This is a genomic window from Microcoleus sp. B13-B6 (assembly GCF_036705405.1).
Taxonomy (GTDB): domain Bacteria; phylum Cyanobacteriota; class Cyanobacteriia; order Cyanobacteriales; family Microcoleaceae; genus Microcoleus.
The window spans coordinates 67,482-91,782 of the sequence record NZ_JAUBUJ010000024.1; the positions used below are offsets into that span (position 1 = coordinate 67,482).

The 24,301-nt window shown below is 45.4% G+C and carries 20 protein-coding genes; 10 read left to right on the forward strand and 10 right to left on the reverse strand.

Translation table 11 applies throughout. The annotated features are described in order from the left end of the window. On the forward strand, positions 1-1,200 hold a 1,200-nt coding region (locus QUB35_RS13375; protein WP_445252116.1), incomplete at its 5' end, for a calcium-binding protein. A gap of 128 nt (positions 1,201-1,328) precedes the next feature. On the opposite strand, the gene QUB35_RS13380 is transcribed toward QUB35_RS13375, so the two are convergent. Beyond that, on the reverse strand, positions 1,329-7,094 hold the full coding sequence (locus QUB35_RS13380; RefSeq protein ID WP_333142369.1) for an AAA family ATPase: 5,766 nt from the start codon (positions 7,092-7,094) through the stop codon (positions 1,329-1,331). A 203-nt stretch (positions 7,095-7,297) separates the two neighbouring features. On the opposite strand from QUB35_RS13380, the gene QUB35_RS39140 reads away from it, so the two are divergent. Together QUB35_RS39140 and QUB35_RS39145 are read left to right on the forward strand one after the other, a co-directional pair. Beyond that, positions 7,298-7,402 (forward strand): IS1/IS1595 family N-terminal zinc-binding domain-containing protein, encoded by a 105-nt coding sequence (locus QUB35_RS39140; protein ID WP_445251657.1) that lies wholly within the window; start codon positions 7,298-7,300, stop codon positions 7,400-7,402. Next, on the forward strand, positions 7,368-7,607 hold the full coding sequence (locus QUB35_RS39145; protein WP_445252118.1) for a hypothetical protein: 240 nt from the start codon (positions 7,368-7,370) through the stop codon (positions 7,605-7,607). Before QUB35_RS39140 ends, QUB35_RS39145 begins: the two co-directional genes overlap by 35 nt. 449 nt (positions 7,608-8,056) lie before the next feature. Here QUB35_RS39145 and QUB35_RS13390 read toward each other — a convergent pair whose 3' ends face one another. From QUB35_RS13390 to QUB35_RS13400, 3 genes are read right to left on the reverse strand one after another with little or no spacing between them, the layout of a single operon-like run. After that, entirely contained in the window at positions 8,057-8,464 is a 408-nt protein-coding gene (locus tag QUB35_RS13390; protein WP_333142370.1) for a DUF6575 domain-containing protein, read from the reverse strand. Between the two features lie 9 nt (positions 8,465-8,473). Next, a complete protein-coding gene (locus QUB35_RS13395; RefSeq protein ID WP_333104410.1) occupies positions 8,474-8,866 on the reverse strand; it encodes a hypothetical protein in 393 nt (130 codons plus the stop codon). A 40-nt stretch (positions 8,867-8,906) separates the two neighbouring features. Beyond that, complete coding sequence (locus tag QUB35_RS13400; RefSeq protein ID WP_333050108.1) at positions 8,907-9,299, reverse strand: hypothetical protein; 393 nt, start codon at positions 9,297-9,299, stop codon at positions 8,907-8,909. 483 nt (positions 9,300-9,782) lie between these two features. Here QUB35_RS13400 and chlP point away from each other — a divergent pair, with 483 nt between their 5' ends. Further along, entirely contained in the window at positions 9,783-11,003 is a 1,221-nt protein-coding gene (chlP, locus tag QUB35_RS13405; protein ID WP_242723505.1) for a geranylgeranyl reductase, read from the forward strand. Between the two features lie 149 nt (positions 11,004-11,152). Here the strand turns inward: chlP and QUB35_RS13410 are convergent, their stop codons facing one another. Continuing rightward, positions 11,153-11,695 carry a Dps family protein gene (locus tag QUB35_RS13410; RefSeq protein WP_333142371.1) on the reverse strand — a complete coding sequence of 181 codons (543 nt, stop codon included), beginning with the start codon at positions 11,693-11,695 and terminating at the stop codon, positions 11,153-11,155. Positions 11,696-12,049: 354 nt separating this feature from the next. Between QUB35_RS13410 and QUB35_RS13415 the strand changes: the two genes are divergently transcribed. From QUB35_RS13415 to QUB35_RS13425, 3 genes are all read left to right on the forward strand, one after another. Next, on the forward strand, positions 12,050-12,295 hold the full coding sequence (locus QUB35_RS13415; protein WP_333142372.1) for an Asr1405/Asl0597 family protein: 246 nt from the start codon (positions 12,050-12,052) through the stop codon (positions 12,293-12,295). Between the two features lie 73 nt (positions 12,296-12,368). Then, positions 12,369-13,031 (forward strand): (2Fe-2S) ferredoxin domain-containing protein, encoded by a 663-nt coding sequence (locus tag QUB35_RS13420; RefSeq protein WP_333142373.1) that lies wholly within the window; start codon positions 12,369-12,371, stop codon positions 13,029-13,031. A gap of 274 nt (positions 13,032-13,305) precedes the next feature. Further along, positions 13,306-14,640, forward strand: a complete 1,335-nt coding sequence (locus QUB35_RS13425) for a hypothetical protein (RefSeq protein ID WP_333142374.1) — start codon at positions 13,306-13,308, stop codon at positions 14,638-14,640. Between the two features lie 158 nt (positions 14,641-14,798). Here the strand turns inward: QUB35_RS13425 and QUB35_RS13430 are convergent, their stop codons facing one another. Together QUB35_RS13430 and QUB35_RS13435 are read right to left on the reverse strand one after the other, a co-directional pair. Next, positions 14,799-15,890, reverse strand: a complete 1,092-nt coding sequence (locus tag QUB35_RS13430) for an RNA-guided endonuclease TnpB family protein (RefSeq protein ID WP_333142375.1) — start codon at positions 15,888-15,890, stop codon at positions 14,799-14,801. A gap of 42 nt (positions 15,891-15,932) precedes the next feature. Beyond that, positions 15,933-18,068, reverse strand: coding sequence for a flavin-dependent dehydrogenase (locus QUB35_RS13435; protein WP_333142376.1), 2,136 nt, complete (start codon positions 18,066-18,068; stop codon positions 15,933-15,935). Between the two features lie 422 nt (positions 18,069-18,490). On the opposite strand from QUB35_RS13435, the gene QUB35_RS13440 reads away from it, so the two are divergent. Both QUB35_RS13440 and QUB35_RS13445 read left to right on the forward strand, forming a co-directional pair. After that, positions 18,491-19,924 (forward strand): transposase, encoded by a 1,434-nt coding sequence (locus QUB35_RS13440; protein ID WP_333142377.1) that lies wholly within the window; start codon positions 18,491-18,493, stop codon positions 19,922-19,924. A 116-nt stretch (positions 19,925-20,040) separates the two neighbouring features. Next, positions 20,041-20,274, forward strand: coding sequence for a hypothetical protein (locus QUB35_RS13445; protein WP_190662685.1), 234 nt, complete (start codon positions 20,041-20,043; stop codon positions 20,272-20,274). 284 nt (positions 20,275-20,558) lie between these two features. Here the strand turns inward: QUB35_RS13445 and QUB35_RS13450 are convergent, their stop codons facing one another. Together QUB35_RS13450 and QUB35_RS13455 are read right to left on the reverse strand one after the other, a co-directional pair. Continuing rightward, positions 20,559-21,140, reverse strand: a complete 582-nt coding sequence (locus QUB35_RS13450) for a hypothetical protein (RefSeq protein ID WP_333142378.1) — start codon at positions 21,138-21,140, stop codon at positions 20,559-20,561. A 141-nt stretch (positions 21,141-21,281) separates the two neighbouring features. Beyond that, positions 21,282-22,361, reverse strand: coding sequence for a M23 family metallopeptidase (locus QUB35_RS13455; RefSeq protein ID WP_333142379.1), 1,080 nt, complete (start codon positions 22,359-22,361; stop codon positions 21,282-21,284). Positions 22,362-22,509: 148 nt separating this feature from the next. Between QUB35_RS13455 and QUB35_RS13460 the strand changes: the two genes are divergently transcribed. After that, a complete protein-coding gene (locus QUB35_RS13460; RefSeq protein ID WP_333142380.1) occupies positions 22,510-23,235 on the forward strand; it encodes a phosphatase PAP2 family protein in 726 nt (241 codons plus the stop codon). Positions 23,236-23,238: 3 nt separating this feature from the next. Here the strand turns inward: QUB35_RS13460 and QUB35_RS13465 are convergent. Next, on the reverse strand, positions 23,239-24,301 hold a 1,063-nt coding region (locus tag QUB35_RS13465; protein ID WP_445252117.1), incomplete at its 5' end, for an aspartoacylase.

Here is a 24,301-nt window from a genome sequence, read left to right on the forward strand (position 1 = left end):
ACTCCGACAACAACTCCGACTCCGACAACAACTCCGACTCCGACAACAACTCCGACTCCGACAACAACTCCGACTCCGACAACAACTCCGACTCCAACGCCAACTCCGACTCCAACGCCAACTCCGACTCCAACGCCAACTCCGACTCCAACGCCAACTCCGACTCCAACGCCAACTCCGACTCCGACAACAACTCCAACTCCGACAACAACTCCAACTCCAACGCCAACTTCAGGTACTCCCGCTGTCATTTTCCTTGAACCACTTGGCAGTACCGACGTACTCGAAAGCTTGGGCAACGATATATACAAAGTGCGACTAAATACTCAGCCAACTGCTAATGTCACCGTCGCTATTACCCCTGAAAGCCAAGTTACTGTCAGCCTACCTGCCCTTACTTTTACTCCCGCCAATTGGAATGTCGCTCAAACGGTAACGGTGACTGCGGTTGACGATGCGGTTGTTGAGGGCGATCGTGTCAGCCCAATTAGCCACGCCACTACCAGCACTGACACATTGTATAATAATCTCGTCGCCCCTCTCACAGTCAATATCAGCGATAACGATAACTTAGGCGATGTCACAACCTTGTTGAAAAAGTCAGTAATCGGTTTGACAGATAAGGACGATCGCCTCACAGGATCGGCATTAAACGACATTATCCACGCACGCCCCGGCAATGACTATCTTCATGGCAAAGCAGGAGATGACTTGCTTTACGGACAAAAAGGGGATGACGGCATCAGGGGCGGTGATGGCAATGACATTATTTTTGGCGGCCAAGGGATTGATTTTATTCAGGGTGACGGCGGTACTGACTTGATTTACTCAGGTAAGGGAAACGATCGCATTTACGGAGGCGATGGCGACGATATATTGTTTGGCGACGCGGGCAATGACTACTTATTTGGAGAAATTGGTGCCGACACTCTCACAGGCGGATTGGGTTTTGATGTGTTTGCGATCGCGATCGATACTGGTGGAACAGACTTAGCCGCCGCCGATGTGATTAATGATTTCACCCTAAATCAAGACAAAATTGATTTAATTGGCCCCCTTGCTTTTAGCCAGTTAAATATTTATCAAGGAATCGGCGCTTTTGTTAGCGATACTATAATTCAGTATCAGGTAACAGGAGAATATTTAGCTGTCTTGAAAGGAGTCACTGCCAGCAGTATAGTTCAGGCAGTAACTGTTTAGACTTCGTATGTTGTTGCGCTTTAGCGCTAAAGCGCAACAACATACCTACCCGATTTCGATCGCCTAGTTTGTAGCGTGTCTCAGCAGTCGATCGTACTTTTGCTGTGATTTTCAGGTATAGCAACTGCTTAATGTAAATTGTGTAGCCTGTCTTTGATTTTTGTGCGAGTCAACAATGCAGACTCACAGCGTTCCCAGTACATTTTAGCGACGGCATCGCCCGGATTCTGACGCCAACACTCGGCAAACAGCCGCGCCGCTTCAGCAAATTTCCTTTCCCAGTAAATTGCCCTAGCTTCTGCAAACAATTCCAACGTAGCTAACTTGCCCTCTTTAATTTCTGGCGGGTCAGCATCAAAGACCTCATAAACTGTTACTAATTCAGATTTTCCCTTGACTTTTACCGTATCGAGGGTGCGGATTGCATACTGGGATGGATTTTCTAAACGCGAGTAAGTTGACGGTGTAATTAATAGCGACACCCCATAATTTTTTGTCAAACTTTCCACGCGAGAAGCTAAATTCACCGCATCGCTGATTACCGTCCCGTCCATGCGATTTTGACCGCCCACCGTTCCCAGCATCAAAGTTCCAGTATTAATTCCAATCCCAATCTGAATCGGCGCACAGCCAAAATTAGCGCGATTTTGATTGTATTCAACGAGGCAGTGCAGCATAGCAATTCCGGCTTTCACCGCATTATTCGCCTCGCCGCTAAACAGCGCCATTATCGCATCGCCAATATATTTATCAATAAACCCGTTATTTTCATTAATAACTGGTTCCATGCGAGAAAGATAGGAATTAATAAATCGGAAATTCTCCTTCGGCGTCATAGTTTCCGAAAGCGTGGTGAAGTCGCGAATGTCGGAAAATAGCACCGACATTTCTAACTGCACTTGGTCGCCCAATTCCACATCAATAATGCTTGATTTATCTAAAAACTGAAGGAACTGATTGGGAACGAAGCGCTCGTAAGCTTGGTTGAGTAGAAACAGTTCAGCGGTAAATCTGATTCGCTCAGTGTCTGCTTTTTTACGCTCCGTGATATCTTGAAAGGCTACAAGTGCATAAGAAATATTGTCCTTTTCATCATAGATGGGAGTACCCCAAGCCTCGATCGGAATAATCTTGTTGCCTTGGTGGATTTCCATATCGTCAGCGGTGGCACTTTCGCCCCTCAACGCTCGCACAATTGGCAATTCAGCAGAGGAATATTCCCGATCGGTACCAGCTTTATACACTTGATAAACCTCGGAGATTTGTTCGCTGCTGACGTTAGGAATAACTCCTTTACCTAATAATTGAATAGCAACGCGATTACTATAGTAAGGTTTGCCAGAAGCATCCAGCACTGACACCCCCACTGGAATTGCTTCTAAAAATTGAGTCAGCCTGTTTTCACTTTCGCGGATTTCTGTATAGAGTTTAGAATTTTGAATTGAGATAGCCGCTTGTCCCGATAACAGTTTTAATAGTTCCACTCTTTCTGGGGTAAAAGCTCCGGCTGTCAGATTGTTTTCTAGGTAAACAATACTGACGATTTGAGATTGGTTAATCAGCGGTACACATAAAATTGATTTGGGCTGATGCTTTTGGATGTAGGGGTCGTTGGTAAATTGTCCCGATCGGACAGCATCATCAAGTACCACGCTTTCTTGAGTGCGGGCCACATAGTTGACAATTGCGGAGGAAAGTTCCTGACAATTTTCAACTGAGATTGACTGCAACACGGTAACTTTTTCATAATTTATTGTCCCTTCAGCTTCAATTAACAGTTTTCCCTGAGTTGACAAAATCAGATATCCTCTTTGCGCCCCTGCATTTTCCATCAAATTTTTCATCAAGCTAGACATTAACTTATCCAGCAATATTTCCCCAGAAATCGCCTGAGAAGCTTTCATTACTGTGGTGATATCTAAGTTATTACCCGAACCTGTGGTGGTCACTGTTGCGGTAGTTTTAGTGTTTTTATTTCCCGGTTTTGGTTTCAATAACTGAGGATATCGCGTTTGTAAATCTGTTACCTTAGCAGTGGCTCCCCATTGGACATAACAATAATATGCCTCAATCATGTAGAGTTGGGCAAAATTTTCTTTACCCCATTCTATGTAAAATTTGGCTGCGAGTTCGTTGGCAAGGGCTTCTTCGTTGAGGAATTGATTTTCTTTAGCTCCAGCAATGGCGCGATCGTACATTTCAATAGCCTCAGCTTTATTGCCCAAAACGCGATAGCGTTCTGCCTCAACCAAATACCATTTATGTAGATGATTCATGGGAGCATTTTGTGCCCATTGATGCAGATTAGTTTGATAAATTTCCACTTGGACGAGAATTTCAGTTTGTTCCATTTCTGGCTGTGTGGAGAACAGTGCCAGGTGTGTCAGTGCTGCATAAAAATGAAAAATAGGAGTAAAAACCATTCCCGATACTGCCATTAAATACTGCTTGGCTTGAGCAATGTGGTTTAGGGCCCCAGGGTAATTGCCAAAAACGTAGGCCAGTAGCAGTTTATAGATGTAGGCTATAGCGATACCATTGAGGTCATAGTCCTGATAATGCTTAGGAAGCATACTCGTTTCATCGTAGGCAGTTCCAATTAAGCAGTCCGGCCGACTTATGGTTTCCCTTAAGTTCTGCATCATCTGCCGCGTCATATCCAAATAAGTCTGGGGAGAACATTGCTTTACCTGCGCCATGACAGCGCTGTAACCTGCTATTTCTGGTTCCCAATTGTCTAGTTCTACCCCACCGAAAAAGTGGGCATAAAAGTATAGACTTATGTTGTAGCCAGCGTGTAGAAAATCACCAGTTTCCATGCCAGCCGTAAAGCCATCTTTTAGCGTAGGTATCGTTGCCCTCAAAGATTCTTGGCAATGCTGAATAAAGCCCCCAAACATAACTAAAATGGTGGACTTGAATTCCCGCATATTAAAGTGTTCGAGCAATGAGAGCGCTAATTTGCCAAAGGCATGACCAGTTTCTACTTCTCCCAAAAAAGCACACAACACCATACCGTGAATTGCATATCCCACGCTTGATGCGGGTGCATTCCCAAAGGAGAGCGATAAACTTACCATCGTGGAGCTAAGTAGGGGCATCGAACTCGGCATTCCTATAAAGATGGAAGCATATAACGTTCCTAATAATGGCATGGCAGCCTGAGCCTTGGCATCAGTTATCACAGGCAAGTCAACCAGTTTTTCCACCCTTCTTCCCTGGAGTTGACTGGCAAGGGTTTGTAGCGCCTTGCCAATCTTGGCTTCGTCAGGTTCGGTAGGGAGTTCAACCCCCAGTTGCAAGAGTGCATCTCTGCCCACTGCGATCGCCTCCAACAGCTTGCCCTGGGCTGTCTGGGCGGCAATTGAAATTTCGTAAATTTTAACTTTGTCTAAAATCGTCTTAGCTTCTTGCAACACCTGTGCTGCCATCTGTTCCATGTTTTCAAGGTCAGCATTCAAATAGGCGGCTTCGGCAGCAGCAACATAGAGATTCAGCGTCAACTCATACTGACTTTGCCAGCAGTTGGCTCTCAGTAGCTCAATCCCTGTTTGCAGATAGGTCATTGCGGCTGCGTAGGCGGTAGAATTTCTAGCCTTACGTCCAGCTTCTAAGTTTAGTTGGGCTAAGGCTTCTCGTTCGCTTAATTGATTGATTAACTCAATTCCTTGATTCAAATGCCCCACAATATCAAAGAGTTTTTCTTCTATTTCTATATCCGAATAATTTTGGACAAGTAACTGTCCGATTTTCAGATGAATAGCTTGTTTTTGGTTGTCAGGAATCAAGGAATAAGCCGCTTGCTGGACGCGATCGTGCAGGAAGCGATAAGTTGGATTGGTAATAGACTCAGTATTGGATTGAGCATCTGTTGGAATGAAGCATTTATAGCCTTCTGTAATGGGTAAAATGAGTCCTTCTTGCAATGCTTTCCACAGGGTTGATGCCGTTTTTTCGGGTAGTTCTTCGTTGACTATTGCCAATCTCTCTAAATCAAACTGCGCTCCAATGCACGCGGCAAGTTTGAGGACATCCTGAGTTTGTGCAGGCAACTTCTGCAATTGCACCGCCATAAACTCCACCACATCCGAGGCGTGGGTAAGTCTAACTTGAGCAATATCGCACTGCCACCCCCCTTTACTTCCCCCCTTAGTAAGGGGGGACACAGGGGGGTCAAAGATAATTTGACCATCTTCATACAGCGACTTGAGGAATTGAGTAGAGAAAAAGGGATTACCTTTGGTTTTTTGATAAACCAATTCTGTCAAAGGTTGAGCAAAAGATAAATCACAAATCAGCGTATCTGCTACCAACTGATTTAGATCTGCTAAACTCAACGGTTCCAGGGTAATCGTATTCACCACTGCCCCAGACTTCACAATCTCATCCACAGTCAACATAAACGGATGAGCTGGTGATACCTCATTATCCCGATAAGCACCCAATACTAACAGATGCCCGGTATCTTCCATCAATAGTTGTAGCAATTTCAGCGATGCCGAATCTGCCCACTGCAAATCGTCCAGAAACATCACTAAGGGATGTTCTGCTTGGGTAAATACTTGCACAAATTTCTGCATCAGCAGATTGAAGCGATTTTGGGCGGCACTCCCCGACAATTCTAGTGCAGGACTTTGAGGGCCAATGATGTGTTCTAATTCAGGAATTACGTCAATCAAGACTTGCCCACTCTCGCCTACTGCGGTGAGAATCAGGGTTTTCCATCTGTGTAACTGAGCGTCAGTTTCTGATAATAATTGTCCCATCAATTCCCGAAATGCTTGCACAAATGCTGAGAAAGGAATATTGCGTTGAAATTGGTCGTATTTGCCTTTGATAAAATAGCCACCCTGTCGGGCGATCGGCTTATGGACTTCGTTCACTACTGCGGTTTTTCCAATCCCAGAAAAGCCAGCCACCAGCATCATTTCGGCGCTACCGATACTGACTCGCTCAAAGGCAGCTAATAGATGATCAACTTCACTTTCTCTGCCGTAGAGTTTTTCGGTAATCAGGAAATGGTCTGTAATATCCAGCGTTCCCAAGTCAAATTCTTCTATGCTATCGGTTTCTTGTAATTGAACCAGACACATTTCTAAATCCTGCTTGATACCCAATGCAGTTTGATAGCGATTTTCCGCATTTTTTGCCATCAGCTTGCTGACAATTTGCGAGACAATTAGGGGAATTTCTGGCTTGATTTCGTGCGGGGCAACTGGTTGTCTGGCAATGTGGCAGTGAACTATCTCTAAAGCATCTTTTGTCTCAAAAGGCAATTTTCCTGTCAGCAATTCGTAGAAGGTGACGCCGAGGGAGTAAAAGTCAGTCCGGTAATCGAGAGTGCGATTCATCCTGCCAGTTTGTTCTGGCGAGATGTAAGCGAGAGTTCCTTCAAGAACGTCGGGGTTTTTCAGGGTTGGCGTTTCTCGCGTTAGCTGAGTAGAAATACCAAAGTCGATAATTTTTAATTGTTTTGTTTCGGGGTTGTAAACAATATTCGAGGGGTTAATATCTTTGTGGATGATGTTGGCGCTGTGAATTTGCCCTAAAATTTCAGTTGTGGCGATCGCAATTTGCAGAAATTCCTTGAGGCTAAACTTTCGCTCCTGCATCCATATTTTCAAGGATTCCCCGCCAAAGTCCTCCACAAAAATCACGAGGCTGTTTTGGTATTTTTGCAAGTCATAAACTTGCACGACTCCCGCCTCTTTCAGCTCTCGCGTGATGCGGTATTCGGTGCGGTAGCGTAGCAATTCTTGAGGTGTGGGGTAGCTTTCTTTGAGCAGTTTGAGGATGAGCGGTTGGCGATCCGCTTCCCGAATCGCCCGGTAAACCAGAGAATTGGCACTTTCGTAAAGCAGCTTCTGGACAGCAATACCTGGAATGGAGAGCATATTTATTTTTCTGGTAAAAATTAAAGCTAACTCAAAACGCACCGGGTTCGTTGTGTCGAGAATAGCGCTTTAGAAAGGAACAAATTATGTTTTTATAACACAATCTTAATTTTTCGGCAGCGAAGTGGCTTTCAGGTGGTCTGGCATAGTAAGAGTAAGGAGTTATCATGCGACGTACCTAAGCCTTGTTAATTCTCAACTCCATGAATTGTCACCGTTTCGGTTATCCAAACATCGTTAAAAATTGTCCCACCCCCAGCGCTAAGCAAAATTTTGAATGTCGAGATTGTCACAGGCAGTTTGTTTAAAACCCCAGACATCAAAGGATTTCAGAAGAAACAAAAAATTGAGCGATCGGCTTTTATTATAAAAAATATCTTGAGTGGCGATTGTCAAATTCACGAGGGTGTCCCCGCTGGTTCCAATACTATGTGTGTTTCAACAATTAGGATCAGTCCCCCGGAAAGTTCAATTAAAGTCAAAAAACCAAGGCAAGCTAACGATCCAATGTGATGAAATGTAGTCGTTTTTAGGCAATAAGGGGAACAAGCACTGGAAAGAGCGGGCCAATTGATGCCTTAAGCAAAGAAATTCTAGGGGTGTATATAGGAAGTCGAGTTGAAATGGGTGCTAAAGGTTTTTGGGATTCCCTCCCAGTAGTGGACAGACAATGTGCCGTCTATTATACAGATTTTGGGGCCACCTCTAAAAAGTTTTCGCTCCCCAGCGACACAAACCTGTCGGCAAAGATACCGACCCAACTTTTGATATCGAAAGATTAAATAACACCCTGAGGCAAAGCATATCTCGCTATTGTTGTAATAAATTGTAAAAAAGAGTCTGTCCTAATCTACAAAGCTCTCCCATTATGCGGGGATATTCTGGTATGTATCATCATTACAACGCTTTTTACCCGTAAAAATATTTAGGATTTTTCCTTGCTATGCAGGACTACCAAAAAATCAACTCACCTCTTGCTTTTGAAACAATGCCGGCAAAGGTTCGTCCCCAAAATCAAGCAATTCACCAGCCATAGGAAGCCATTCATCATTTAGTTCTTGGCAAGAAACAGCTATCACCCTGTCAAAACTATCGTCGCAGGGGATGATAACTTCATAAACAAAACCATCTTCAGCGGTTACAAAAGCATCTCGGATATCAATACTTCCCGACCGAACCCGCTTAAACCGACCGATAGACATGGGAACATAAAACCATCTTCCCATTTCTTTTGTTTGACTTGCCCAAACTGCAAGAAATATCTGTTCTGACGCATTTCGGCAAGCAAATAGGCACGGTACATCGTAATACTCGTAAACCTCGATAATTTCCAATTTGCCTAAATGAGTAGACTCTGGAAGCAGGCTCATAACTATACCTCACTCAGTGACATCAACAGCTTCAAATAAAGTCAAGGCTTCAACGTTAACTGGAACCCACCAACTGTGGTGAGAATTCTTAGTACCCGGTGAGGGAGTGTGCTTGATTCGTCCTGAATCGGGAGTCAAATTTGCCACAGCAACTTTCATATTTTTAAACCGACCAGTTCTGCGGTTAACTGTCACATCATCTCTTGAAGTAAAAACAGAGAGAGCACAGGAACGGCATTCTTTTTCGCTGTCAGGAAATTGTCGATTTGGGTAAAGTTGGCGGACTGTCAAAAAATCATCAGCCGTTGCAGAATCTTGTTGAATCAGGCGATAAACTCGATCGCACGGCTCTTTAGCGTCGTTTGGCGGGCAATCAGGTGGGAAACAATCGGGCCACTGCATTCGATAAGCTTTTAGATGATGTTGCTCTACTTCCTACTTCCTACTTCCCCTTACCCTTCCCGGCTACAAACTCCCGCAGCCGGAGTAAACTAGCCGTTTGCCCCAAATTCAGCGGCAGCAGCGACACTCCCTCCAACCGAGACTGCACCCAACCATCGCCCCAATACCATTCGTGAAACCCGTCAATTCCCTGACTCAATAACAGCCGCAGACAATTGTGCTCAACAATATCAACGTGATGCTGAACTGCCACGGGGCCCAGCCAACTTGTAAAGGTCAAACCTTGAGCAAATTCTTCCGGCAAACCGCTAGACAACTGCTGCGGCCACAGCCACTGCTGCAATTGAGTTGGACGCAACAAGCTGTCTCTAATCGCTGTTTCGGAAGCTTCAAGCTCAATCCGCAGGTTGCTTTGTTGAAAATTACCGAGCATAAGAATTTTAGATATAACTGCAAGTAACTTTAATGTAACTTATTGGACTGGTTCTAACCTATTCCGGGCGGGCTCTTCGGCTCAACCCCTACTCCCCACAAGCAGAAAATTCACTCTTTGTGGAACAGCCTAGGGAAGCTTGTTCATGTCCGGGCGGGCTCTTCGGCCCAACCCCTACTCCCCACAAGCAGAAAATTCACTCTTTGTGGAACAGGCATCTTGCCTGTTCTTAGAAAATAGGGCAAAATGTTCGATCGCACACCAGGGCAGATCAAGGCACATCACCGTCCATCCACCTTCATCTACACTAAAAAATTTAAGATATTCGATCGCACCTACTGCCCGAAACCCAATTTTCGTATCGAACTGTTAAGCTCTGTTTCATTTCATTGAAATCTCCCCTGCTTCACGCCACCGCATCCCAAGTCCGTGATACCATCACACCTGAGTAATGCCTATAGAAAAAAACTGGAGAGAAAAGCTTTGACACTAAGGGTTGCAGTAGTAGGTTCAGGCCCTGCGGGTTCTTCCGCCGCCGAAACATTGGTAAAAGCAGGCATCGAAACATACCTATTCGAGCGTAAATTAGACAACGCCAAACCCTGCGGTGGGGCGATTCCCCTGTGCATGGTCAGCGAATTTGACTTGCCGCAAAGTATTATTGACCGCCAAGTCAGAAAAATGAAAATGATCTCCCCCTCCAATGTCGAGGTGGACATCAATATTGAAAACGCACACGAATACATCGGTATGTGCCGCCGCGAAGTGCTCGATGGCTTCATGCGCGATCGCGCCGCTTCCTTGGGTGCAAAACTGATTAACGGCACCGTTCACAAATTAGAAATTCCCGGCAACAATACAGACCCCTACACTCTCCACTATGCCGACCACTCCGACGGCAGCGCAATGGGTATTCAGAAAACTCTGAAAGTGGATTTGGTAATTGGGGCTGACGGCGCTAACTCTCGCGTAGCAAAGGCGATCGACGCTGGCGACTACAATTATGCGATCGCCTTCCAAGAGCGCATCCGCCTGCCGGAAGATAAAATGGCTTACTACGAAGACTTAGCCGAAATGTACGTCGGCGACGACGTATCTACCGACTTCTACGCTTGGGTGTTCCCCAAATACGACCACGTAGCCGTCGGTACCGGCACGATGAAAGTCAATCAAGCCAGCATCAAAAAGCTGCAAGCAGGCGTCCGCGCCCGCGCTGCCAAAAAACTGATGGGCGGTGAGATTATTAAAGTGGAAGCTCACCCCATCCCGGAACATCCGCGTCCTCGCCGGGTTGTCGGCCGAGTTGCTCTCGTAGGCGACGCTGCAGGTTACGTTACCAAGTCTTCCGGCGAAGGTATCTATTTTGCCGCCAAGTCGGGCCGGATGTGCGCCGAAACTATTGTGGAGATTTCCAATAAAGGCGCGCGCATTCCGACTGAAGAGGAAATTAAGATTTACCTGAAGCGGTGGGATAAAGCCTACGGCATTACTTACAAAGTTCTTGACATTTTGCAGCGCGTGTTCTACCGTTCCGACGCTACCCGCGAAGCTTTTGTGGAAATGTGTGCCGATCGCGATGTACAGAAACTCACATTCGATAGCTACTTGTATAAGACCGTCGTACCGGCTAATCCTTTCATTCAGATGAAGATTACTGCGAAAACCATTGGTAGCTTGTTGCGTGGGAATGCTTTAGCGCCTTAATTCCCAGCGGTTCAAACGCACTTTGTATAAAAAAAGCGGGCAGTCACAAAACTGCTCGCTTTTTTTTCGCTCTAAGATAATGAACTGTCAAAATTCACAGGCGAGACGCCTGTGCCACGTGTGCTAAGGAAGAGGAAGAAGAAGAATTGTTAGTTCAAGTTCAACTGCACTAAGGTATCGGGGGCGAGGAAGTGGGAAATGTGATAAGCTCGCTCTTCTGTTTTTAGCAGGATTTTTTCGTAGAGGTAGCGGGTAGCTCGATCGCCCAAACTTTCTGCTTGTCCTGCTTGACGGCGCAGCAAACCGAGGATAGCTTGCTCAGCAATTAAATCGTGTTCTAGCATTTGGCGGCAGGAATATACGCCGTCGGCTTCCGGCTCAAAACAGCACAACTCAGCTAACTTGCTAAAGGTAGCTGCTGGTATGCCGCCCAACCCGTTTAACCGTTCGCCCAACTCGTGGACGCTATCTTGAGCTTCTCCGTAGCTTTCTTCAAAGAATTTGTGCAAGGAGTAAAATTCTGCCCCTTCCACCACAAAATGATGTTTTTGATATTGCAGGTATAGAGCCTGAAAACTGGCCAGCAGCGCGTTCATTCCTTCACAAATCGGTGCTGTGACGGAATGTTCCAGTAGAACTGGGTTTTCGGCTATGTGGCCAAACGGTCTTAATGCACTCTGAGTCTCAGCCATGTGTGTTCTCCTCTCAATAGGCAGTTTTGTTGCCAATAGAGTCAGTCTAGCACCGTAAATTTACCAGTCAAGCAGAGTCTGCCTCGATAGTGGAATATTTTGTAGAGTAGGAAAATTTTTTTCTAAACCTATTGAGAATAATTAGCAGTTGGGTTATGCTTAAAAAGATTCTCGTTCTGAACGCTTCCTGAAAATGGGGCGAACCTTCAGAAGGCAGAAGGCAGAAGGCAAAAGGCAGAATTTTTCAGGAAGGGCTTGCGATCATCTTTGATGTTCTGCTGAAATCTGGCTTTTAACTTCTGCTGGCTACCAGTCAGGGTAAAAATTAATGCAAATTATTACTGTTGTTAAAAAATGAATCCAGCAGATCCAGAATTAGAAGTTTGTGACATTGTGCAAGTGAGTTGGCTAGATAGGTGGCAAGTTTACAAACGCTTGCAAGAACTAGAAATTCCCTGCTGGTGTGCGGTTGACCAACCTTTGCGGGCAAAAGTCAACACTGTCAAACAAGCGGCTCAGTTAATGAGCGTGTTGAGGCAAGTCAGTGCCCCTCGATACGAACTGGTGCAGTGGCTGGAATGCTGCTGGCAAATCGGGTAAAGGTAGAAGGAAGTTCGGCAACGAGCAGTGTAGAAGATGTAACGGATGTAACGGATTTAAAGGAGTCATAACAATGTATAAATCTGGCAAGCAAGTTTCCGAATTCAGTTTAGAGGGAGAAATCCTCGGCCTAATTATTGAAGATGGCTGCCAACTTAAATATTTGCGAATTAGCAACGATCGCGGAGTAGTATATCTTGTTAAACTTTGCAAGGAATTGCGGGCATTTCTGTCGCCTATTTTGACACCGGGGTTGAGAGTTCAAGTTGTAGGTGAGAAAGAACTTAACTTGAAAAACGGTAAAATAAAACTTAAAGCTCGCAGCCTCAAGCTGGCTCAGGGTCACAATGATCGATCGCACGAACACCTTGACTCCACCAATGGGCCTGTTGCAGTATTGACATCGGACGATCGCGCGATCGCTAAAACCGAAGTCAGCTCTCCCACAGCAGCTAAAACTGTAAAAGCTCCGGCAAAAACCCAAACCAAAATATTAGTATGTCAAAAATCAGACTGCCTGAAGCGGGGCGCTGGAGGAGTCTGTAAAGCTTTAGAAAATGCTTTGAATGCGCGCGGTTTAGAAGACGAAGTGACAGTACAGGGAACCGGATGTCTCAAACAGTGTAAAGCAGGCCCAAATATAGTTGTGATGCCGGACAAAACTCGCTACACTCGCATTGCACCGGCAGAAGTTCCAGCAATCATTGACAAACATTTTTCAGTTGTTAAAGCTTAGGCGATCGCACGGATAGCGAAACAGTGCGTTAGAGAGCGGGAAAAATTATTTTAATAGGACTCTGGGCGAAAAACTCACGTCTGTAGGGCGATCGCAGGCGCATCTTACGCCTTAATTTGAGTTCGGGTTGTAGTTCGATCGCGCCACTCGATTCAGACGCTATTGTCCTAAAAAACAGAAAAAATGACAACAACTATCACTGAGGGGCTTCCTTCTGTAGAATCTCTAAGGATAGACTGTATCTGAGACCCTGTGAGTATTGGGATAAAAAGCCATGTCAGAAGCTGATCTTCGAGCCCATCAGCACCAACCGCACCCTGCTGTTCCATCCGATACCGAACCATTTCATTCAGATTTTGCTGCTACTGGGGGTTTTGAGCCGATCGCCCCCGATGCGACAGACACTCCCGCAACGGTTCCCCAACAGCCAGAAGAAGACTGGCAAACAGTAGATTTTCCCAACGCCATCAGCGTAGATGCAATTCCCACAAAACCTGAAACAAAAAATTCGCAATCTCCGACACAGCCGACTGAGGCGGGCTCGCCCCCGATGTCAGAGAATCTAAAAAATCTGCTTGGGAATGCCGAACAGGCCAAGGGCAAAGGATCGACCCCAGTCACCCTTATGCAAGCGCTGCACGAATGCAACCGCGACCTTTTACAGCGCATCGCGCAGCTAGAAACAGCTCTGGAAGAGTCCCAAAAAACCTTGCAGAATCGCGAAACTTTGCTAGAACAGCGGACTGCAGAACTCGAAAATACTCAAGAACAATTGACGCGGTTGTTTGGCAAAGTGGAAGTTTCCCATCAAACCCTCCAAAGTCAAGAAATTTTAGTCGAAAGTTTAAGAAGTCAGTTGGCAACCAGCCAAGTCAGGCTAGCGACTGTTGAGCGAGAATGTGCGTCTACTGTGCAGCGCTACAACGAACAGTTACACCAGTTAGTAGCCACAGAAAATATTTGCAGGGAATTGCGAGCCCGCTTGCACCGCCAGCAGCGCCACACTCTGCAATTCAAAGCTGCCTTGGAAAGAAGTTTGGACAGGCCACAGGTAAAGTCGCCGAGGATCGAGCAGCCTGACAATAATCTGGAAACCGCCAGCGCACAATTAGAATCTTTGCTCGCGGCGGTCAAAAGCTCTCAGATGCCAGTGCCGCCAGCCTTCAACGCTTCCCCTGTCCAACCTTGGTCGGAACCAGAAGGGCTTCCAGAGGTAGCCGCTGCTACCGAGGCGATCGAGCCTGAATCCCCAGCCAATCTGGAACTCAACAAATTAGCCGAAGTGTCCGGCATTCAATTGCACAAGAGCGAAACCAACCAGCCTGATGAGCCGGCAACTGACTCGGCCGAACCGGTTGCGGAACCTGAACTGCCGATGGCTGAGTCTGAACCCGCCGAAACTGCTACCAAAGTGGAGGCTCAAGAATTGGCTAGGGCTTTTCAAATTTTGAACTCTGTTGAAACCTTTGGCATTCAAGAAGTGCGATCGAGTGTGGCAAAACCTACAGCAGTCGCCCAACCAGACTGGCTGAGCTTGATTGCCAGTCCGCTGCGGGCTTCTAAAAAACGTCGATCGCTAGCTGAAATTGAATTGCCGAGTTTTCGATAGCGAACTGAAGTTGCTAGTTTTGAGTTAAAAGTCAAAACTCAACACTGCTTTGTAAAACTTATCTAAACTTACCTAAAGCCATCTTTAGACACAATTCGGAGTTTACTTCCTACGCTGTTGGGTAGACGGCTAATCCCAAGATAAGTAGGCTATCCCCCTCAAGCCGAGGGTTCCCAGTTTAAAATGTTGATGCTGGCGTTGAAATCACGATCTAAAGATATGCCACAAGCGGGACAGTCAAAAGTCCGAATGCTTAGTGGCATATCTTTTTTAGTGCCACAATTAGAACAAGTTTTAGTGCTGGGGAACCATTGGTCTACCAGCACTAAATTTGCCCCATACATTTTACACTTATAATCGAGTTGACGTTTGAACTCGTAAAAACCTATATCCGATATTGCCCCGGACAGCTTGTGGTTCGCCATCATTCCTTGAACGTTCAAGTTTTCAATCTTAATTAGCTTAAAAGTTTGGGCTAAATAAGTTGTTAGCTTGTGAAGAAAATCTAAGCGAATACGAGCTATCCGTGCATGGAGCCGACGGATTTTATGGTAGGTTTGGCGCTGATTTTGGGAGCCTATTACCTGTTTTGATGCTTGGCGCTGCAAGGTAGCAAGCTTGGTTTTCGCTTTTTTTAACGGCTTCGGCGCCTCAAAGACCTGCTGAGTTGACAGCGTGGCCGCATACTTGATGCCTAAATCGATTCCTACAGCATTCTCAGGTTGTTGAACTGGCAAACGTTCGGCATCAACGCCAAAGGAAACAAACCAACGACTTCCTTCTTTTGAAATCGTAAAAGTTTGAGACACATAACCGCATTCTAGGGCTTCGTAGAGTCGAAAAGTTCCCAATGTAGGAATCTTGATCGTGCTGCCAGCATTTAGTAAAACTTTGCCGTTAGACGAATCAACTGTAAAAGATTGACCGTCTCGGCGACTAGCAAATCTTGGATGACCTGCTTTTCCAGAGCGATACCGACTAAAAGCATCTTTCAAGTCAATCAAAGCATTTTGATAAACTCGACTAGATAATTGATTCATCCAAGCGAATTCAGGCTGTTTCTTGACGTAGTGGGTGAGAACTTTTTTGACTTCGTTAAGTACCTGTGAGTCCGTGAATTGTCCCCCGCTATACATTTGAGTCCGCAAGCTCAACCCCATGTTAAACACTACCCGCCGAAATCCTGCGTGTTTTGCCATCAAGGTCGCTTCCCGGTTATTCAATTTGAGCGCTCGCTTGACGGCAAACACAAAACTTCTCCTCAACGATTAACTATGGATATTTTTAGCGAACTATTTGGTACTTAAGTCTTGCTCTTTTCTCCCCTTTCCCATGCCGTAGGTGAGAGCATAGCTGGTAGCCAACAGCCACAGCCAAACACCCGGATACCGGGGTTCCAACCAAGGTTGTACCCTGCGGGCGAAGCTGGGAAGCCATCCGAACAGCAAACTGGCCAAAGCCAGCAGAGTAAAATTCAAGTAACTTCCCAGCCAGCGCCAAATATCCCCCAAGGTGACAAAATCTAAAATCCACAATAGGAGAGAAGGGTTTTTTCCCGCTGCTTCGAGCGCCAGTCGATTGAAAGTTAGCCAGTCGGTTCTGTCTTTAATAAAAGTTTCGGCGACGGCGAGTTTTTGTGCTGCCAAAATACCGAAAAAGGTATTGAGCATTGAATTAATTCTTTGGGGTGGCAAACTGCTGCCGGTAGGAACCATCATGCCTTTAGAAAATAGCCAAGTTACTGAAACATTGCTCTGGTAGGCGCGAATTTGGTTTAAGTGATTTGCCGTCAACAAATTGTGCTTTAATGCTGTATCCAAAAGGTCTGTTAAGCGGAAAAGATTGCGGACAAGAGAGCCGAAGCCGGTGAAAACGAGGGGAGATTGCAAGGATGCTGCGTCGCCGATCGAGACTAGGCGATCGATCGCCACGGAGCGATCGCTGCTGTTGCTGCTAAAATGCCCCGGAATATAACCAAAGGTCGGTTTTTTCCACACCAATTTATCGACATCGCAGCGGCGGTATTCCGGCAAAATTGCGAAAAAATCCTCGTACATTTCCAGCAAAGAACCGGGATTCTCTGGATGTACTTGGTGGTAGTGAAATAGATAAACTGTCAGTTCTGTGCCGGCGCCGGGAAACAACTCCCAAATGAGCTGGCGTCCGCGGGAAATGTCCCCGTGAGTGTGGAGTACATCCCCGTACTCGGAATCCCATATTCCCGGCTCAAATCCTCCGTCGATGACTGCTCCCACTGTCGGACAAACGCTGTCAAAAGTCCGCCCTTCGTTCAATTGCCAAGCGATGGGAGAAGCCGAACCCATTGCATCCACCAGCAGCCGTCCTAATGCAGTGCGATCGGCTTTTGTCGGCAAGTGGCGGCCCTGAACTACTACTTTTTCTGCTTCAACATCGGCTCTGATAAACTCAGTTTCGTCCCAGATTTCCCCGCCAGCTTCTGTTAGCTTCACTCCCGCTAAATTCAGCAATTTCTCTCCGTCCAAAGCTACATTTAGTACCTTCGGTGTGTGCAGAACTGGCGCTTTAGCCACGAGCGGATTGTTAGCATCAAAAAACTTGTTGTAGCCATCTTTGTATTCTCTGGCAATCAAAGTTTCGATTTCTGCCGCAGTAAATAAACCCAAATCAATTAAGCTTTGAATTTCATCCCGCGAAATATTCCACTCGCGATTCATCCGCCCGAAAGGCATTCGTTCAACTAGCAGCACCCGGTAGCCCAATCTCGCCATGACTGCGGCGTGAATCACTCCCAAGGCCCCGCCAATATAAATTAAGTCATAAAAAGTATCGCCAGAATCAGACACCGAAATCGTGTCTTCTACCTTCTTCCCTGTTCCCTCTTCCTTCAAAAACACTACTTGTTTTGGCTTTTGAGGATTGCGAGTGCTTTCGCGCCAACGCTGTTCCCACCAGTAGACGCGCTTGAGGTCGTATTCGCCATTCGGCATTTTTTGGAAGTATTTGACGGTCAATGGGTAATAGGGGGCAAGATCGTCAAAAATTGACTGTTTGGAGAGGTCTATGACAGGGGGTTCCCGGTAGCGATCGGGAAACTTGTTTCTCACAGCAAGATTCAGAGCTTCCAGGAACTTTCTTTCTCCAGCGGGGGCGTCTTCTAGACGAAAGACTTTTAAATAAGTTGTGCGCTGCAGTGACCAGACAAAGGTGGAAAGTTCTGTCGATCGCCAATTTTGGTTTCCTGAATTGGTGTCAGCCAATGCGGGTTTTGGATTGGCCTTTTGAGTTCCAGACTTGAGAACCTCGGCTGTTGTGGCCGGTGAAAGCAGGCGAAAACCGTCAGGAGTAATAATTTTTTCTCCGATTCCGGGATCGAATTCGTGCTGCAACCAAGTGCAGACGGCTGCTGTATCTGGTGTCGGGACTTCTAGATAAAGAATTTCTTGCATGATTAGGCTCTCAATGCTGAATAAATTAATAAAGATGGGGGAGTTGACAAGGGAGCAAAGTAGGCTATACTCCCGAATACTTATTGAGTTTTAACTGTCAGCCGAGAAGTCTCTCGGTATATTTAGAGGGGAAACATCTGAGCGCAAGCGCGAAGTACCCCAAATAAATTACGCCCGCGTGATGAAAGGCGCGTCGGTCGTCGCGGACGAAGACCGACAATTATACACCGTGAACACATTGAGTGATAATGTACCTCATGATTGTTGAAAAAGTTATAAACTCTCGCAGGAAATCTGTTTTTAAATTAACAACTTGCCAGAGACTTATATTGTTTACGAAGGTTGATTATTTCTTATTATCAGTATTGTCTTCGTGACCGACACCAACTATACTGTAAAAAGGTCGAAAAAGGAAGTTTCTTATGCAGCTAACTTACAAATACCGCCTTAAACCTACAAAAGCTCAACTAACAACCATTACAACACACCTAGAGCTTTGTCGCAGGCAATATAACTACCGACTAAGTGAAAGATTTAGATGGTGGGAGTCAACGAGAACGACTATTAACGCTTGCCCTCTGACTGCATCTATAGTTCCAATTGAAGAAGTCTATAAAAATATCCCTTTGACCAGGGTACAAACTAGAGATGGTAGAAAAAAAGATGAATTAGGTAATCCTTTAACGAAAAAAGGTGATGTTTTCTCAAACGTTGAAGGCGGTTATGTGCAATGGCAAACCATACAGTTAGCTGACTTAAAAAACACCAAGAAGCTATTTTCTGATTATAAAAACCTAGATTCTCAGGTTTTGCAGGATGTGGTCAACCGAGTGGAAACTTCCTTTTCAAATTTTACAACACCGGACAAAAACGGCAATCGTAGAGGTCAACCCAAATTCAAGGGTTTCCATTACTACAAATCTTTTACTTACCCTCAATTGGATAATCTCGATATTATCAAGGATGAGCAAAATAGGATTTGTATTGACCTCAAAAAAATAGGTCAAGTACCGATGGTTTTTCATCGTCGAATACCGACAGGTTTCAAGGTTAAGACTGGAAGTGTTATCAAAGAAGCAGATGGGTGGTATATTTCCCTGACGCTAGAAGATACAACAGTTCCCGTAACGGTTGTAGAAATTCAACCGACCGAAGAAAACAGTCTCGGTATTGACTTGGGAATCACCAATTATGTCTATCTTTCCACTGGCGACAGAATTGAAAACCCTAGGTTATTAAGGAAATATGCTGAGAAATTAGCAAGACTTCAAGCGAAGCTAGCTAATAGAGTCAAGAATTCTAAACCTTGGCAAATTATCAAGGGTAAAATTTCTAAACTCCACCAATTTGTAGCCAGGGCAAGGCTGGATTTTCAATTCAAAGCAGCACATGAGTTATTTAGCAAATGTGATGTTTTAATAGTTGAAGGTTTGAGTATCAAGAATCTGACTAGACGCGCCAAGCCTAAGACTGATATTGAGAATGGTAACTTGGTTTATTTACCAAATGGGCAAGCTGCTAAAAGTGGTTTGAATAAATCAATGCTTGATGCGGCTCACGGTCAATTTGTGACCGTCCTCAAATATGTTGCTGGGAAATTAGGTAAGAGCGTTTTGTTTATAGATCCCAATGGAACTTCTCAACACTGCTGGAATTGCCTCAATAAAGTACCGAAAGAATTGTCTGCGCGGTGGCATTCCTGTCAGTGTGGAGAATCTTTGGATCGAGACGAAAATTCAGCTAAGCTGATCAAAAAGATTGGCCTGAATTACAAAAGTGGCGGGGGAACTTCGTCACTCAAAAAAGCCTTTGCAAAAAAGGAAAAAGAAGCCTGCGGTTTAACTGTACCCAGTTGACCGTCAGGTTCGTTCACATAAGTTTACAATGTTCTCAGATTTTTAGGTTTTCGATCGCTCTTGCTCTCGGTTGGCCCGCAGTGGCTGAATATCTACTCCTTTCGGTATGCAATCTCATGAATTATCCCATTCCTACGAATCCTCAAGAAATGATTGCTTTGCGACAGCAGCCGCTGAATGAAGAATTGGTGGCGTCGGCGATCGCGGGTGTGATTCAAATAGCTCGATCGCGATCTCAGTCTTTGGATGAATTGAAGGCTGAGGTACTAGCCGACGACAATCTGCTCGATTTTGCTCAGAGGCTATGGCTGAGCGACATTGTGGCTCAAGCTTGGAACAATTTGCCCTAAATTCTCCCCATCCAAACCACCCTCCCGAACGCTCGCGTTAGACGGGGAAGGATGAGCGATCAAGCCGGCGACAACAAGCTGATGAAAGCTAGATTGTCCCGGAGAATTTGTGATGTTGTAAAAATTATGGTTAAGTCATTGTTAAATTTATCTATATTGAGCAAATTTCATATAGCAACCGCCAAGGCGGCGCCGGACGATATCGATTGCTGAAACCCTCGCTCTCATTACGTCGGCCTCCTGCCTCCTGCCTCCTGCCTCCTGCTATAAGTTGGCTCCCAGTTTCATAGGTGATCTGCATCGATCAAATATTTTAAAATGCCAATAATTTTACTAATATTATCAATAAAATAATCATTTAAATCAACTTCCATAAGTTGATTACTAAGCCGTAAAAATTTCCAATTGGTTCCTGTTGTGACCACTCCATATATTTCGGAAATATTATTGTTTCTTCTTTCATTAAAGATTTGAGCGGCAATCATTTCTGCCATACATTGTGGAAGCCCAGCTTGGATATTATCATTTTTAGCTTCTACTAAGGCGACCACGGGCGCTTTGATTAGCAATTGTTCGGGAGAACGACTAATCATAAAATCACAGAAACCCGTTAATCCTTTTCCTAAATCTACATTAAACTCTTTTCCTGAAAAAAAGCTAATTTGATACTTAAACTGCTTTCTCAGTTCTACTAAAATAGGTGTGACAATTAATTCGGAGCGAGCTTTTTCGGTATTAATTGCTAAAGCCAAAGAAATGTTTTCTTGCAGAGTTTGGCTGAGAAGCTCGCTATACTCGGCGTCGGGTAAATCGGCAAAAATACCAACTTTGTCAGCAATGGTTATGCCAAAGTTGGTTTCAATCATTTCTAGGTTTGTGAATTGGCTGTATGACATTTTTCTTACGAGCCCAGGAAAACTTGACCATCAAAAATGAAAAAATATTGTTGTTATTTTAACATATTTGATGCTCGTTTTCAAAGGAATTTGGTATGAGTAACTTGGCGACTAACGCAACTCTACTTCTCGCTTGACTTCTGCCAAAACTCGATCGCCCCGCATCAACCGGTATTCGGCCCGCCAAACTCCCGGAATCACAGGAGAATTTGTACTGTTTCTTTTGCCGACATAACCCAACCAAGTGCGGCTGGGGGCTTTAATTTCATTGGTCTGATCGGCGATGGTTGTGCCGTTGGGTGCAAATAATTTGTATTGTTCGCGATCGCCCTTGAGCACTCCGTAACTTTGCACCCAAAACAACAAGGCTGGACTGTTTGCAGGGAGTTGAGTCCCGGAAAATTTTCCTTCCCAGACAGCGTTCTCGTCCGGCGGCTTATTGGCAAAACCGGCCCGAATTAAACCTGTGGAAATATAGTCTAGAGGTTTGTCCCAGATGGGATTGCGGGCGATGTTGCAGCCTACCTTCGCGTCGGGGCCGACAAACGGATCTACGGGTTTGCCTTGATAGCGAAAAGTTACGTGTACGTGGGGGAAAGATGCCATCCCAGAGTTTCCCACCATGCCCAAAACAGTGCCTTTTTGTACCTGCGTCCCCGGTTTGACGGCAACGCTGCCTTTGCGGAGATGACAGTAGTAGGATTCCCAGCCTGCGCCGTGATCGATCACTATGGCGTTACCGCATTCTGTGCCTGCGATGTTGGCTTTCTCTGTCTCGTTTTGTAAACGCCGATCGACCACACCATCTCGTGCTCGCAAAACTTTGCCTGCAGCGGAGGCAATAACTGGAACTCCTTTTGCCATTGCTTTGGCGTCGGGAATGGCAAAGTCTGTGCCGTCGTGGCCGTCGTAGGTTTGACGCCCGCAGCCAAAATCTACGGCGGTGGGGCCGGGTTCTCGATCGAAATACAGCAATACAAAACAATCTTTGCCTAGGGTACAGTCGATCGGCTGGCCGAATTGCGGGTTGTTGGGCTTTTGGGCGACTGCGGTAGAGACGAGACGCTGGGCGATGGTGTTGGCTTCGGCGATCGGGGCACTTACTCCGCTGTTATTAGCACAGCTAGACAGACTTGTCAACCCCAAGGTCAAGAAAATTGCAGAAATGTATTTTTTTGATAGTATAGTCATTCGCCCGTTGGATGTAAAAGCTGAGGTGGGTAGTGAAAAATCAATTAATGATTCAGAATAGAGGGGATCAAGAATCTAGACGATGGGTAAGGCGTTTTCGTTTCCTATATTTGTTGTATTATTTTGAGTTGGAAATTTTAAAATTTTAATGAGTTCAAGAATGGGTTCTAAAATTCGATCGCTCATTTCGATAATTCGGCTGGCCGGGCTTGCTGTTGCTGCTTTGGGGATGTGGGGATTTGCCACCATTGCCGAAGACGTGTTGGGAAAACAAAGTTACGCTTTCGATACATCTATTTTACTATATCTCAGGAGCCTTCACACTCCGCTGCGCGATGGAGTAATGCTGGGCTTTACCTTTTTGGGCGAGCCGAAGTTGCTGCTAGTGATTTGTCTGACGTTGGGTATTGTTTTGCTAGCGCGCAATCACCGATCGGAAGGTGCAACTATTGCGCTCGCGGCTGGGGGAGCGATCGGTTTAAATTTACTGTTAAAAAAACTTTTTGCCCGCGATCGACCTCAACTTTGGGAGCGCGTTGTTAATGTAACATTTTACAGTTTTCCTAGCGGCCACGCGATGATTTCAATGGTTATTTACGGTTTGCTAGGATATTTCTTGGGTGAACGCTTTCCCAAGCAGCGCTGGTCGATTTACAGCTTGACAGTTGTATTAATTGCTGCTATTGGTTTGAGTCGGCTTTACCTAGGAGTTCACTGGCCTACCGATGTTATTGCTGGTTATACGGCTGGTTTGGTGTGGCTGATTACCTGTATTATCACTTTGGAAATATGGAAGGAATTGCGTTCTTTTACTACGGCTTCTAAAGAGGAGTTTTTGTCACCAGAACCCTCTCCAGAAATAACTAATGACTAATGACTAATAACTAACAACTATTTGCTTTTGCGTAAAACACATGGCAATTCCTTTTTCGTAGTAAGCAGCCTCGTTAATGAAAATTGGATAAACGGTTGATTTACCTTCATACAAGAGCGACTCACCATCAAAGGTCAAAAACATCGGATCGCCGGGATTTAGGGCTTGATAATCTCTGGATTGCAGATCGGGATGAATCATTGCCTGAATTTCTCGGTTCTCGTTTCTGGGATAGTCGATCGCCCCAATGGTGTGATAAATAGTCAGGGGATTCTTTGCAGCAGGCATTGTGCCTTGATTGTAGGATTCTACGCAGTCTAATATCGTGCCGACAACTTGCTCAGTTTGCTGAAATAAAGACGCATCTAATATCCCTTGCGGGACTGCACCAACTTCCAGCGTACCGCCTAATTCGGAAAGCGATCGCAGCAAAGGACTATCATGATTCTTGGTTGTAGAAGCGAGTAGCTTGATGTGGGGATACACAGAGGTTAAATAAGCGGCTAGTTGCAGGTTAAATGGATGATGGCTGGCGAGAATAAATGTTACCCCCATGTTGGATGTGGTGCTGTGCAAATCGATAATTAAGTTGGGCAGATGAGTGTTTTTTGAGCTAAAAATGCCGTAGATTTCTTTCGCCCGCTGCGCTTCATAGCTGGAGAGATGGGGATTTTCTAAATCTTGCTTTCTAAAGCAGCGGTTGAGGTCGATATCGATGTAGCGTGTCCCGATTTCGCAAGCTTTGGGATTGGCTAGCAGGGCGATTGTTTCAAAAGTCGATCGCCCAATTAACTCTGGCGCGCGATCGAATTTCTTCACGAGGTAAATTCCTGTGAGTTCATTTCCGTGGGTTCCTCCCACTATGGCAACACGTTTAATTTGGTTCATAAACAAATAACTTCCTATCCCCAGCGTAGCACCATTTGTCATCTGTTGGTAAAAAACATGAGAAACGCGGTTTCTTTGTGTATTTATCGTTCCCCAACTAACGGGACTTAAACATAAAATACGATAAAAATAGGTTATAATGCTTACATAGCAAGCATATAACGTTAAAAAATGACCC

Excerpts from the sequence above, each read along its gene's own strand:
- QUB35_RS13380 (WP_333142369.1), bottom strand. The coding sequence starts at position 7,094 with ATGCTCTCCATTCCAGGTATTGCTGTCCAGAAGCTGCTTTACGAAAGT.
- QUB35_RS39140 (WP_445251657.1), top strand. The coding sequence starts at position 7,298 with ATGAATTGTCACCGTTTCGGTTATCCAAACATCGTTAAAAATTGTCCC.
- QUB35_RS13390 (WP_333142370.1), bottom strand. The coding sequence starts at position 8,464 with ATGAGCCTGCTTCCAGAGTCTACTCATTTAGGCAAATTGGAAATTATC.
- QUB35_RS13395 (WP_333104410.1), bottom strand. The coding sequence starts at position 8,866 with ATGCAGTGGCCCGATTGTTTCCCACCTGATTGCCCGCCAAACGACGCT.
- QUB35_RS13400 (WP_333050108.1), bottom strand. The coding sequence starts at position 9,299 with ATGCTCGGTAATTTTCAACAAAGCAACCTGCGGATTGAGCTTGAAGCT.
- QUB35_RS13410 (WP_333142371.1), bottom strand. The coding sequence starts at position 11,695 with ATGGCTGAGACTCAGAGTGCATTAAGACCGTTTGGCCACATAGCCGAA.
- QUB35_RS13415 (WP_333142372.1), top strand. The coding sequence starts at position 12,050 with ATGAATCCAGCAGATCCAGAATTAGAAGTTTGTGACATTGTGCAAGTG.
- QUB35_RS13420 (WP_333142373.1), top strand. The coding sequence starts at position 12,369 with ATGTATAAATCTGGCAAGCAAGTTTCCGAATTCAGTTTAGAGGGAGAA.
- QUB35_RS13425 (WP_333142374.1), top strand. The coding sequence starts at position 13,306 with ATGTCAGAAGCTGATCTTCGAGCCCATCAGCACCAACCGCACCCTGCT.
- QUB35_RS13435 (WP_333142376.1), bottom strand. The coding sequence starts at position 18,068 with ATGCAAGAAATTCTTTATCTAGAAGTCCCGACACCAGATACAGCAGCC.
- QUB35_RS13440 (WP_333142377.1), top strand. The coding sequence starts at position 18,491 with ATGCAGCTAACTTACAAATACCGCCTTAAACCTACAAAAGCTCAACTA.
- QUB35_RS13445 (WP_190662685.1), top strand. The coding sequence starts at position 20,041 with ATGAATTATCCCATTCCTACGAATCCTCAAGAAATGATTGCTTTGCGA.
- QUB35_RS13450 (WP_333142378.1), bottom strand. The coding sequence starts at position 21,140 with ATGATTGAAACCAACTTTGGCATAACCATTGCTGACAAAGTTGGTATT.
- QUB35_RS13455 (WP_333142379.1), bottom strand. The coding sequence starts at position 22,361 with ATGACTATACTATCAAAAAAATACATTTCTGCAATTTTCTTGACCTTG.
- QUB35_RS13460 (WP_333142380.1), top strand. The coding sequence starts at position 22,510 with ATGAGTTCAAGAATGGGTTCTAAAATTCGATCGCTCATTTCGATAATT.